Source organism: Arthrobacter sp. GQ119, from assembly GCF_059759125.1.
In genome coordinates this window covers 96,240-109,325 of record NZ_JCAXEA010000012.1, presented here as the reverse complement: position 1 = coordinate 109,325, position 13,086 = coordinate 96,240, and the positions used below count along the sequence as shown (strand labels likewise).

Sequence of the window (13,086 nt, the reverse complement as noted above, 5' to 3'; positions counted from 1 at the left end):
ATGCTGTAACAGCGAGAAGAGGCACTCCCGCCATTTGAGTGCGTCGGTATCCGATCATGATTAAGTCCCAATTCTCAAGAGTTCGTTTTAGATATCGTTCAACCATTGAACTGATGGCAGCGCCGTGAATATGTTAGCTGCACGGTCGAACTATTTACGTCCGATGCAGCTATAAGTCCAAAACTTGGCTTCTCTACAACGGGATTCGGGCCGGGCTCTCCTAGGCTCTTAGTTTGCCCGGGGAAAAGATTTGGTCTCAAAGCTAAAGAAAGGGCTCGTGGCCCTGCTGGGATGGGCATGTTTTAGCATTCAATACGGAACAAAGGAGTTCGCAAATCACTTTGCCGGCAAGCGTCGTTCCCTGTGTAGGGCATTTTGAGCTGGCCGATGTCGCAGCTGCAGCACTTCCACTGCAGCCTGCTGAGGTCGATGCAAAAAGACCGCGCGAAGTGGCGGAAGGCGCAAGCAGATTGGCTTGGAGCGCTCCTGGAGCCGAAGCACCTAGCCCTCGGGCCGTCCAGACGGCCGTTCGCGACGACATGGCTAGTTTGTCTGTCCGGCCTGGTATCCTGGAGTGTCGGATATCAAGGGGTGCACGTGTTTCCAATTATTGATCTCTTCGCCGGGCCCGGAGGCTTGAACGAGGGATTTTCCAGCGTACGAGATGAGAGCGGCGCCTATGTCTACAAGACCTTGGCCTCATTCGAGATGGACAGCTTTGCTTGCCAGACGCTTCGGTTGCGTGCCACCTACCGGGAGTTGGTTCGCTCCGGCGGTGATCTCAGGCCGTACTTCGACTACATTCAAGGGCGAAAGACTTGGCAGTCCGTCCTGGCTGGGGACTTCAGGGACACCTACTTGGCAGCAAAAGCTCACGTTTACCAGGTCGAGCTGGGTAAAGACAACCGGCCGGAAGTAGACGACTTCATCGAAGGCCAACTTGGTCCTGAAAGCCAACGAGGGCACTGGGCCCTGATCGGCGGGCCTCCGTGCCAGGCGTATTCTCTGGCTGGTCGGTCGCGTCGCACTGGTGACGATACCTTTGCCTCGGACCACAAGCACTTCCTCTATCGCGAGTACTTGCACATTCTGGGCAAGTTCAAGCCGACTGTATTCGTCATGGAGAACGTGAAAGGACTGCTCTCGTCAAAGAACGGGGACAGCAGCATGTTTCAAACGATTCTGGGAGACCTTGGCGACCTTCCGGGGGGCACCCAGTACGAGATCCGATCACTCGTAGTCGACGCCGATCCAGCAGACTTGGAGCCATCTGACTTCATCATCCGAGCGGAGGAATATGGAGTCCCACAGAAGCGCCACCGCGTCATATTGCTGGGCGTGAGAAGTGACGTCGCTCCCAACGTGCCTCGGCAGGTACTTAGAAGGGCCGACGGGGCCGTGACAGTCCGAGCCGCACTCCAAACCATGCCTAGTGTACGCGCCGAAACGTCTTCCCGCCGGCCGAAGATGGACCTCGATTGGCAAGTAGTCCAGACTGAGGCGTTGAAGGAAATGGGCTTGACTGCCATCACTAGAAGGGTTGAACCCGTAAAGTCAGGGACCTTGGCTATCGATGCGTATGAATCGTGGATCAACGAAGAGGCGCTCGACACCCCGATTCAGCATGTGCCCCGTGCGCACATGGTGTCGGACCTGGCCCGATACCGCGTAATGGCCGAACTAGCCGGACTCTTGGGCAAGAGTCCAAAGTACACGGATCTGCCGGCGGCCCTTCACCCAGAACATAAGAACGTGGCTCGAGAAGGAACGCCGTTCACCGACCGATTCAGAGTTCAGATCTGGGATGCTCCGTCCACCACCGTGGTTTCACACATCTCCAAAGATGGGCACTACTACATCCACCCGGATCCCGAGCAGACACGTAGCTTCACCGTACGGGAAGCTGCCCGGCTGCAGTCATTCCCTGACAATTACTTCTTCGAAGGGCCCAGGACCCAGCAGTTCCACCAGGTGGGAAATGCAGTGCCCCCGCTGCTTTCCAAGCAGATCGGTGATGTAGTGGCCGACATGCTGGGATATCTCGAGGACTGAAAGCCTGGAATCCTTTCGTATCAGGCCACTTCTAGACATATCAGTCCTGCGGATTGAAGCTCGCTTGGGGATCCAAAGACCGCAGATACCGACCGACGTTATTTGATCAGAGAATGGGCCAATCAGTAGCGAATCTTCCTTCCTGAGAATCCGGCTCTTTTGTGGCCTTCGTGGAGGCATCAAGAGGCGAGATACCCAAGGCCGTCGCGGACTCCAAAAATAACGACGTGACGAAGTCATCAATTTGTTCAGGCGTCATAATGAACACGGATTGGACTGCCATCTTGCGGAGGAGCCGCTTCGTGGCATCTCGGAAGAGTTCCATTCTCCGGCCCGTGTTTGATTCTGAGGCAAAGGTCAGCAAACGTGCCCCCATAGCCCGGGAAAGAAGCGGATAGCCGCCAATGCGTGGCTTTTCCAACAAATTGACTACCTCATCTTCTCCTAGTTTTCCCGCGAGTTCAGAGCCGAGAAGATGGACTCTCCACCATAGCCGGCCAATTGTCGTCCTAGTCATGTCGAACAGGCGGTCCTCAGAAATGATCCATTTCTTGTTTTGAGTATGGAACCGTCCGTAGCGCCACAGGACGACGTCAGGCACAACGGCAGTGTTGACGAAATTCCATACATCTATCGACGACGCATCGGCCGGCATGATGGTCATCTGGGCATGAATTTCGGGTCCCACATATCTGTCGAATTCAACGAGGACCTTGCTGCTCACCACCGAAGGGAACCCAAATTCCTCAGCGATGCCCAAGATTTTCCCCCGAAGGCCCATTAGCTCTTCGGAACCGGCACGCTGTCGGGCTAAGGGATAGTACTGAGCCTTCAACGTAGTGAGATCAATGGATGCACCGATTTCGGCCAGGCTCTGCCCGCGTAGCACCTCCCACGATTGAGCTGCTTCATAAAGCGGCATGCGCGGATAGCACAGCAAAGTAGTGAATTGCGCCATATTAGTCAGAACCAACTTTCGATTGAAGCTCGGCTTCAACACGGCCCGGATCCTCCAGATACCGCTGCTGGACTTGGTCCAAGGATTCGCCCAAGAGCCGAACCACACCGCTTAGCACGTATCCGAGGGACTCCTCCGGATAATCAGTTTGAAGACTCAACTCGTCGCTGCTGAGCGCTTCACGAAGCAGTTGGCGCATGAAGTCCAGTTCAAGGAAGCGCAGCCAAGTCTCGGACTCAGAAGAGTCGGAATCTTCGAGCATGCGGGAAATGAATGGATTGTCGGCATTGAGCCATAACCAGATGGCCGCCGAGGCGCTTGCTGCCAGATCACGCGTTGTTAGCCGGAGCCACCAGAGTGATTTGCTCGAGCCAGCTATGCCATGCTCGGCAAAGCTGACAGGAAGCATGGGCAGGCGAGGCGCGGTGCCCTCCAAGACAATTTTTCGGTCAACTCGGAACACGGTATTTCCGAGCCTCTTGGGTGCAAAAGGACTCTCCACGGCATGACCGGTGTCCAAGACCGCTATTTGGAATTCAAGGCCCAAGCTACCGGAAATCTGCTCTGCCGGAACTGTGAGGTAGACCTGCTGGCGGCCGCCGCGAACGTCGAGAACTTCAGAGGTCGTGATGACGGGCGTGCCGGTGGACCGGGCGACGATAACGGCCCCTAGCCGCGCGCTTGGCGATAGCCTCAGGCGCTGCAACACATCCTTGAGATTCAATTGATAGGAGCACTTAACGTAGATGTCGTCGTAGTAAGTCCAATCCTCGGCCAGAGTCTCGCCATCGGCCAGAGGCGTTTCACCGACAGAAATATCCCATGACAGAGTTGGAACGTCCTCAATTGGCAACGTAAGGTGCCCGAAGCTAACTCCTCGCAATCTCAAGCTCCTCCGCTGTTGCAGTGACGCGGATTGCAGCATCGGCAGGCTGGGTGAAGACGGCCGTAATCGTCTCGTCGCTTGGTACAGGTACCTTCAAAACTTCTTCAGAAGAGAGCAACCCACTAGACGGCGACATCCACCCGATAAACCGCGGCATTTCAGCGTCAGCAGGGCTGGCCGATTCGTTTCCTCCGGACTCCGTCACAACACGAGCGGCAACCCGTACCGCCACGACGTTTCCTGGGCGCCCGCCCGTCACACCGAATGCGTACCTTGCTACTATTTCGCCATCCAACAGGTCCAATGACGATTCGGCGAGCTGACGTATCGAAGCCTTTCTCGGACGCCTCGTGCTTAGGCCATCAGGCGAATCAACCGCTTGTTGTTCTGCTCCATGGCCCGAGAATCCAGAAAGCAGATTGCCTAAAGCAGCGGAAACCCGAGAGGCTCCCTTGGTGGCAACTCCGCTACCGGCCTTGGCGCCCTGAATAGACAGCAACCGGAAAGTTTCCCGAATTTTATCTAGTGCAATCCTGACAGGGTTCGGAGAATTCCTTGCCGCAGCAGCTTGCTGATATACCCAATCGTCATGCGTCACCGGTTCCGATTTGGCGAACTTTTCATTCATTTCAGGCGCCGAGATAAATACTCCAAAAACCGGCACGCCGTTCGGCTGCGCCGAAACGGGCAGGTACTTCACCACCATCCTCGGATCCCTTAACAGGGCGACGGAGTTCTCGAGTTCGGATCCGGTTGCCACCGGGGTGTGGCTGATGCGGTGGGTCAGGAGTCCCAGCCCTTGATTTGGCCTTTTACTCCGAATCGGAGTGTACGTGGTCTGCCAGTTGCTTTCATAGTTAGGATCAATGATCCGCTTACGGCCCTCTACATAGGCGGAAGCAAACTCATGATATATCGGATGACTAAAGGGCTCGGGTCCAGGGATTGGGCTGCCGTCGGCAGTGAACTCGAACTGAATGTTCGGCCCTTTTCCGGTGTCTATGGTATGCGGCCACGCCCACTTCATAGCAGCATCAGCGAGTGCACCTACTCGTTCACGGCCGTTCGTGACCCCAGCGAAGTCCGGTGCGACAACCATGATGCTGGTGCCCGTTTCTTCTTCCCCCGGGATACGCATGCCGAGGCCCTCAGCTAGCTCACGAGCGCTTGGGCCCGTCAACGGATCCACGATTCCGTCCGCTCCGGGCACCCCCCACCAATTCCGGCCCGTGTACCGACTGTTGTTATCGTCGTAGTCGCCGTCGCCTCCTGACACCCCGATCAAGCGGTGCTCAATCGACCCGCCGTGGTGCGCTTGGGAGTAGATAAGGCAAAGGCCCACTTGACTGGCCCGATACAGGACACCTTTGCCAAGCCCATAGGTTCCGCCTTCCAGGCCCTTGGCGGTCGAACGGCCAAGATTCCGGACGAAATCGACGAAGTCCCGCCGTTCGCCCGACGTTCCGGATACATCGGCCCGAATGGGCCCTCCCAGGCCGCGTGTTCCCATGTCCGAAATCACTAGAACGCGTATACGGTGGTCGAAAATGTGTCTGCGCAGATCCGTAGATTTGCAATGCGGAGGCAGTTCGCCAAAAACATCGTCAGATAGAATGCGAGTTTGTTCCCTCGACATTTCATACTCGTCCACAGAAAATGAAATGCGCCCATTTTTCTCGATTCGCGCATCCCAACTGTTCTGGAGAGATTCGCGTAGCACAAGATCCCACAGCCCAAGTGAAGTACGCCCAATGGCGTTGTCTGCAGAACGCGCATCCAACCCGCCATCAGCACCGTACTGCTGCCTGTACAGCGACAACATCAGTCTTGCCCACCGTTCGCCATTGAGACCGTTGACAGATCGAGGTCAACGGTCTCAATGTGACCCAAGTCAATGGAGTAAGAAATGTTGCCCAGTCGCTCGATTGTGCCGGACGGAAACAACGTGTCTGCCGTAATTCGTGGGAAGCTGGCATCAACCAAATATGAATTCTCGGAGAGGGGTGTAAATCTAAATCCTTCGTACGCCGGCGAATCCGCATCCGAATAATGCGCGCCGCTTAACACTGTTAATAGGTCAATCCTGGAGACACCTAGTGCGATCAGTTCCTCGACCTTATCGGGGACGGATGTACCGTTTGGCGAGCGCTCCAGTTGGAGGGCTCGGAGGTAGAGATCGCCCTGACCCGGCGCAGCCAGCTGACGGCCACCATGGATAGTGACCACCATGTTGTTGTGATTAGTCGTGGCTTTAACTTCAATCGAGCAGCTCGCGAAGACGAAATCGTGACGGTTCCCTTTCGGCCCTTGCCACGCAGACAAGGCCTTGGGTCCGTGAAATTTCACTAGCTCGTGAAGAACGGTGAGTTCGGCCATGATGCCTGCCAACTGCGCCGCGCCCAAGACGCTGCCCCGTTCGGCCTCAAAGAGATCTTTCCAGCGGTCCAGAGTCGCCGATACTGCGTTTGACGCCATGTCGGGTTCCAGTTCTACGGCATCCAGAACGTCGTCTGCCAGCAGCCCGAATTGGTGATGCAACTTCGGGTCGATGCATCGAAGAATTACAAAGGGCCGTTGCTCACCATCAACAGCGAGCTCCACTGTATGCAGAGACAACGACTTACTCTGCCAGTCAAGCAGCCGGCCCTTCAGTGTTCCCACTGGGACCAGTAACGCGGGTCGACCGGCAGCATCTACGGCGCATAGTACTTCACCGTCTGCCGCAATTACGCCAGATTTCCGGGAATGGAAGCTTCCCGAGGCAGAAACGTCTCTCGCTAGGAAGTCAAAGACAGAAGCGGACGGCTCCCTCATGCTTTCACCAAATCGTCTTCGGCAGCCTTCGCCTCATCCAGGTTATCCGCCGCTTCCAGTTCCTCTTCAAGGGCTTCTAGGTAGTCCGCGTCTACCTTGGCAGCCACGTAGTCGACCGAGGATCGAGGATTGCGTGACTCCGGGAACATGAAGCAGAGCCCGATCACGTCGGCCGCCGCGAACAGCGGAACTCTTCGGTTCTCGGCGGGTTCCAAAGTGGATTTTTTTCGGTCAGGGTCGGATTCCTTGGCGATGGGGTAGATGCACAGCAGACCCGTTCGCTCCGTTTGCCGCAGTTGGCGGAATTGCAGCAGTTGCCGGTCCGTGATTTTGTCTGTGGACCTAAGGTTCAGCGACTTCCGGATAAAGTCCACACCGACATCAAGATCGGCGACGCGATCGGACGTCGATGCAACAGCCTTCAGATTGGCAGTCCCGTCGTCGCTGGGAATATACATCTTCTTACGGCGCAGGAGCCGGACTTTTCCGCCAAGCCCCAGATCCAACTCTTCCTCACCGTTGAGGGGCTCCATGAGTACAACGTCCCAGCGTTTAAGATCCCCTTCAGCACGTTCCTTTTCGATGTAACGGCGGATCGCGTCCTTGTCGATGGATTTCGCAGCGTCATGGACATCATAGTCATCCAGGAAGTTGAGAATCTCGTCAGCCGAAACATCCCGGAATCCGCGTCGAGACGCTTCAAGTTCATTTTCGTTATGGCCTTGGCTAATCAGACGCTCAAACAGGTTTTTGGTTGCCATGATGTTGCTTTCCAACCAGCCCCTGTCGTCTTCGTTGAACATAATTGTCTGCACACGACGACCTGAATAGCTGACTTGCGCTTTGACTGCGGAACGCATTTTCGCAGCCGACGTAACCGACATTTGGGGATGGGTCCGGATCTTGACCGGAAGTTCGGCCGGAGTCTTCCCTTCCGCTTCGTAGACCTGGATCTCCTCCCGTATCTCGGCTTCTACGATGGACAGCATGAGGAACCAGCTCTTCAGCTCAGAACTCATCCAGATGCGGATCAGATCTTCGTAGCCCATTCGGTATCCAAACCAGCGCCCCATCTGGAGCAAGGTGTCGTACGCGGATGAGGCACGTACGAAGTAGCTTGAGGTGAGGCCTTCGAGCGTCAATCCACGGGACAGCGTGTTGCCACCGATGACGATCGCGGTCTGCGGATGCTCCTTGTCGTATTCCAATCGGTCGTCTGATTGATAGTTATCCACGATGACCTTTGTGGCACGGGCTGTCTCAAGCATGTGGGGCATCAGGTCGTCGAACGCGATCGGGTGATTTCCAAATGAGTCGGCCTTCACGCGAACTGATTCGGACTCCCAAAGATCTCGGAACACGTGGAAAGCCGTAGGGGCCTCATTGACCAGCTCCGCCCTAAGCCCGTCCAAGTGATCGACAACAGCATCCGCAGTCTTCTCATGCGCGCCAGCCAGCATGGAGGTGTGGATAAGCATCGAAGAATGGGCAACTTTGCCGGCGCGAAGGCGCCGGGCCGCCGTCGCCAGGAGGAACCAGCGGATTGCGGCGTCCATTGCATCGGGTACTTCGGGGGACCACTGTTGCAGAAGTGCCTTGTTCCGTGGCGGACGAACGGCATCAACCTCCGGATCGGAAATCAAACGGACCACGTCCAGGCCGTCATCCACGGAGTCCTCGAGACTCTCGCCTTCCAACTGACCAAATATTCGTTCCGCACCAAAATAGTTTGCTGGGCGAGGCAGGTCCACGATGAAGTCCCGCGGGTAGAGATCATGCTCGACGCTGGGATCGATAAGCAGATTGGCGAAGGGCGTTGCCGTATATGCGATGTACGCTGCTTTAGGGTTGGCCAAGAGGTCGCGGATTAGACCATTAATGGTCGACTGACGCTTTGTTCCTACGTCAATGGACGCTTGGTCAGCCTCGTCGTCGATGATCAGAATCGGACAATTTTGACGCGTAGTGGCAGAGGCGGTTTGGATCCACTTGTGGAGGCGCCGGAGCCTGGCGGGATTCTTCTTCACGACAGCAATCGAACGCATGGACGGATTGCCGAGAATGGCATCCGCAGGAGTCGCCATGCTGAAGTCCATGTCGACGGACGTCAAGGGGTTCCAGATTGAATAACAGGGTTGGATCAGGTAGTCATTGATCCGGTCCTGCGTCTGAGTGCGCAGGTTTTCGGTCGTTCCGGTGAGAACAATGATGAGCCGGTATCCGACATCTGCCGCTTTCGCCACAACGGACATAAAGTTCGTAGTCTTGCCGCTCTGAACGTAGCCAAGCACAAGCCCCCTGGTATTAATGGCCTCTTTGCCCGGGGGGCTGCCTAAACCGATCACCTTGGAGGACGCCGCATCCACGCCTTCAACGGCCGTCGCAGGCAATTCCTGAAGCAACCTGGACTTCAGCGTCGGCCATACGACATCATCGTGGCGAGGACCGGAGTACCAGAATCCGACCTTACGGTGCCTATCCGCCAAGTAACCCGGATCCGGGATGTCCTTGATGAGATTGAGCCGCTTCTCGTAAAGTACTCGCGCTGCATGGACGAGTCCATCCGGCACATACGTTAGCGCTGCTTGCGCCCCCTGCAGTGTCTTGCCGCCTGCCACCAAGGTTGCAAGCGTCTCAGCCATCACTTCGACATCGCGGTCGGAGTACTCCGGTGCCCCCATGAATCTCCCATTTTTTATGTGAATATCGAACTATTGTCAGATGTTAGCGGCAGTAGTCAGCGGAATCACAATGCCGCGGTCCAGCCCGTTCGAGTAGGAGTAGCCCGTTCGGAGCATGAAGCCGTTCCAACCGCTCCAAGTGCACATGAGCAGAGCTGTTAGCTCAGCCCCGTAGTGGCCAGAGACTGGGAGGGTGATCGATCGGTTGTCGGTATCCACAGAACCCTAACTTCGGGATGGGCGATGCATTTCACTCTCAGCGCGGACATCACCAAGGGTATGTAAAGTGGGCCCATGCCGCTAGGTGACTGTGAGAATGCTTTCCTTGATGCCGCACGTCAGGAAGACATCGAGCTGGTTCGTTACCGTAAGCCATGGCTGAACCAAAAGGGCCACTTGGGGTTGCCGGACAATGCCACGTCGGTCCAGGGCATCCTTCACGCTATCTTCCTAGCACTTGGCGGGGTTGTTGCCGAGCAGGAGTCAAAAAGACTACGCCACGTCTTGTTGCCTATGCATTTGCGGTATTGCTAGCGGGCGATTCCGGGCAACGGAGCTCTCGGTCTGCGAAGGGAGAATCCGAGTTGAAGCTTCGTGACGTGCACGTACTTAGTGCATACCATCACAGGTGCACATCGTCGAACATGTCTCGTCCTGCCTCATCAGAAGATGTGTCGGGATCTCTGAAGTCCTCCTCATAGTCGGGCTCGCCCGTCGGAGCATAGTGCTCTCTGGCCTCTTCCATTGCTTCTTCAGCGTCCGCTGAAGCCTCCCTGAAGAGTTCGTGAATTGTAGGAGACTCACCGTCGTCGAAGTAATTGGCATAGGCGTCGAAACAATCGATCAATGGCTGAAAGTAGTTTTCCGGATCCTCCTCGGTATCCCAGTCTTCTTCCCAGGTGGCTATGACATCACCCACACGAGGACAAAGGTCTTCCCGAACCCTTCGCGCGACTTCGGCTTGTTCCTCAGGAGTGTGCAGCGTCCAAACGACGTCACTGATCCAACTTTCGTCGGGCACTGTCACGGCTCGCTCTAGGGACTCCTTCACGATCCATATACGAGATGCCTCATCCAACAGGCCCAAAGAATGCATACGCGAGCACATCCTGATGACCGTCGAATCAGAGAATCGTTCGTGCCGTGGAAGAAGGCGGCTGGCCAGGAGCGGATCTTCGTTGGTCAGTTCACGAAGGAACTGATCGGACGTCCCGTCCACGAGGAAGCTCGCATAGCGCCGGTTCTGAATTTCAACCGAATACACATGATCTTTTTCTGCAGTAAAGCCCTTTAGCCGCTTTACAACCTGGGGATATAACGAACTCGGCACGGACACGACTTTGCCTTGGCCTGTCTTGCGCTTGTCACCACCACAGTCCAGCCTCTCAACGATGTTGGATGGCCTGAGCCCGGCAACGAAGACTCCCAAAAGCTCGGGATCGCTGGATATCAAGCCAGCAAATCCCTCCCTCAAAGTCGGGTGCCAGAACTGCCAATGCCTTGTGTTTTCAGTATCCACGAGGCGCACGAAGGATCCGTTCATGGCGTGGAGCGCCTGCACCACATGCCCTAGATCGCTGCCAAGCGCCCGCAGTGCATCCTCGGCCATTTCAGTCTCGGTGATGGGAGACGCTAAACCATCGACACTCATGTAGACCATCGACAGCGCTGCTTTATAATGGTCATCCAACTGGTGGAAGACCTCCGTAATGAACTCCTCATTGTGTGTAAAGAACCGATGCACGGATGGTCGCGTCGGCGTTAGTCCGCCGGTGAATTCCTTAGCTCCCAGTCGTCGAGCGATCTCCGGCTTGAATGCTGTGAGCCTGGCTGCATCTGCGAGGAAAGGCCTGAGCTGCTTCTTAAAAGAGGACTCCTGATTTCCGAGGCGGATGTGGTTGTACAGCATCCGCTGTTTTTCAAGCAGGGTTAGCTCGGCAAGGTCGATTACGACCTGGTTTTCGGTGATCATGGGGAACATATAGGTCTTCAGCACTTTCCGTGCTTCATTCCATATATATCCCCTTGAGGTCAGAACCACCTTGGCGCCGCCCGCAATAGCGGCTCTGATGTGGGCAGCGTTAGCGACCCAGTTTTGTGCCAACGATGGGTCATACCGGAGGGAACCAAACACATCATCCAGCCAAAAGAACTGGCCAGGCTCGTTAGGATTCCAGCCGTCCACGAGCCCGCTGGGCGTCGTTGGACGTTGTACAAGGCAGTCCCATTCGTGCATCGCAGCGGCTGCCAATGTTGAGGCAATAACACTTTTTCCTGACGCCGGATCACCCAACAGCAGCACGAATCCGTGTTTTTCAACTGCTTCCACAGCGCGTCTGTGTGACTCTGTAGGAACGAAAGTTGCTAGGTCCTGGCCCATCGACGCCAACAGCGCCTTGGACTGCTCGTAGCGTCTCTCGTCAAGAATTGTGGACAAGTCGCCCAACCCATACACTCGCGGAACAAATCGCCGCAGCCTGCTGTTGCTCGCTATAGCCAGGTTGATGCTGTTCCGCTCATAAATAAGAACATGCTTGACTCCCACAGCCTTGAGAGCATCCTCGATGTTCGCTGCTGCATTCCCCGAGACCGTCGCGTTGGTCATGAGTACGTAAGAATCACAGCGCCCGTCATCGACCAGCTTCTTAGCCTTGGAAATCTCGTCGCTCATACTTGATAGAGAAATGGTGGCGTCCGCTTTTACAGAATGCTTGCATTGGGCGACAAGGTAGCCCACTAACGCACTGCCTGGAGCGCCTGCCGGAGTCCATTGCCCCTCAAATGCTCCATCGCGCCCCCCATCATTGGAGTCTGCGAACGCTTGAACCGTTTGCCCAAGGACTTCTCGCAACACGACCAGGCAAAGATCTTGGAAGGCGCGCCAGCCAAGAGTATGGAGGGCGAAGTTAGGATTCGCAGCGGCCGTGGCCGCTGAATTACGGGAGGACATCGGTGTTCCTGCTTGAAAGCTCTTGCGTACGAGTTGTTCGCGGGGTTGAAACGACATACTATCCCGACAATCGAACCAGGATGGATCGGGATGACAACAGCAAAAGAATACTTCCTGCCCAGCAATTCATCGCTCCATCCAAACCCGGCTGCCATGCGAATACCAATTCAGCTGGGTTACATTCACAAAATGCAGGGCTAGCTGCCCCATGGGCACGAATCAGGTGAACCCGCCTTCTGGCGTAGTGGGCCCCGCCTCTTTGGTGGCAGTCGTGGAAGCTAGTCAGGGCTGCGGCAGCCGTCGCTGCCGGTACATAGGAAACGACTCTTTTACCCGCGCCACTGTCGCAAGCGAGATCTCCACCGTCCGCACCCCCGGCTCAAGGCCCAGGTCGGTCTCGCTGAACCCCATGGGATCCACCAGGACGCTGCAGCCCATGGACACCGGCGGAGCCTGGCACACGCCAGCCACGTACACGCTGTTCTCGATTGCCCGCGCTGCGTTCAGCGCCAGCCATTGCTCCGTTTTGTGGGTGCCCGGCACCCACGACGAGCAGACCAGCAGTACCTGGGCGCCGGCGTCGGCCAGTGACCTGGCCAGCTCCGGGAACCGCAGGTCGTAGCAGGTCATCAGGCCGAACCGGGCTCCCCCGGACTCGAACACCACCGGGCTGGTAGACGGGCCCGGTCGATCGCTGCGAGGTTCGCCTGGATGTCGGTGCCCGACTCCAGCTGCCCGAGCGCTA

General features: G+C 56.3%; 8 protein-coding genes and 1 pseudogene. 1 reads left to right on the top strand and 8 read right to left on the bottom strand.

Features of this window, described 5'->3' with window-relative positions; translation table 11 throughout:
- Positions 1 to 597 precede the first annotated feature (597 nt).
- Positions 598 to 2,052, top strand: a complete 1,455-nt coding sequence (locus AC6CH3_RS12735; protein WP_498132785.1) for a DNA cytosine methyltransferase — start codon at positions 598 to 600, stop codon at positions 2,050 to 2,052.
- A gap of 106 nt (positions 2,053 to 2,158) precedes the next feature.
- Here the strand turns inward: AC6CH3_RS12735 and AC6CH3_RS12730 are convergent, their stop codons facing one another.
- From AC6CH3_RS12730 to AC6CH3_RS12695, 8 genes and pseudogenes are all read right to left on the bottom strand, one after another.
- Positions 2,159 to 3,052 (bottom strand): DUF6339 family protein, encoded by an 894-nt coding sequence (locus AC6CH3_RS12730; protein ID WP_498132784.1) that lies wholly within the window; start codon positions 3,050 to 3,052, stop codon positions 2,159 to 2,161.
- A complete protein-coding gene (locus AC6CH3_RS12725; RefSeq protein ID WP_498132783.1) occupies positions 3,012 to 3,863 on the bottom strand; it encodes a hypothetical protein in 852 nt (283 codons plus the stop codon). The genes AC6CH3_RS12730 and AC6CH3_RS12725 overlap by 41 nt, the downstream gene beginning before the upstream one ends.
- A 16-nt stretch (positions 3,864 to 3,879) precedes the next feature.
- Positions 3,880 to 5,718: a hypothetical protein gene (locus AC6CH3_RS12720; protein WP_498132782.1), complete on the bottom strand. Its 1,839-nt coding sequence runs from the start codon at positions 5,716 to 5,718 to the stop codon at positions 3,880 to 3,882.
- On the bottom strand, positions 5,718 to 6,710 hold the full coding sequence (locus tag AC6CH3_RS12715; protein ID WP_498132781.1) for a PD-(D/E)XK motif protein: 993 nt from the start codon (positions 6,708 to 6,710) through the stop codon (positions 5,718 to 5,720). The genes AC6CH3_RS12720 and AC6CH3_RS12715 overlap by 1 nt, the downstream gene beginning before the upstream one ends.
- Positions 6,707 to 9,391, bottom strand: a complete 2,685-nt coding sequence (locus tag AC6CH3_RS12710; RefSeq protein ID WP_498132780.1) for a Z1 domain-containing protein — start codon at positions 9,389 to 9,391, stop codon at positions 6,707 to 6,709. Before AC6CH3_RS12710 ends, AC6CH3_RS12715 begins: the two co-directional genes overlap by 4 nt.
- A gap of 300 nt (positions 9,392 to 9,691) precedes the next feature.
- A complete protein-coding gene (locus AC6CH3_RS12705; RefSeq protein WP_498132779.1) occupies positions 9,692 to 9,832 on the bottom strand; it encodes a hypothetical protein in 141 nt (46 codons plus the stop codon).
- 181 nt (positions 9,833 to 10,013) lie between these two features.
- Entirely contained in the window at positions 10,014 to 12,341 is a 2,328-nt protein-coding gene (locus AC6CH3_RS12700) for an nSTAND3 domain-containing NTPase (RefSeq protein ID WP_498132778.1), read from the bottom strand.
- Positions 12,342 to 12,623: 282 nt separating this feature from the next.
- A pseudogene (locus AC6CH3_RS12695) lies at positions 12,624 to 13,025 on the bottom strand (nitrilase-related carbon-nitrogen hydrolase); the annotation flags it as partial.
- Between the last annotated feature and the right edge of the window lie 61 nt (positions 13,026 to 13,086).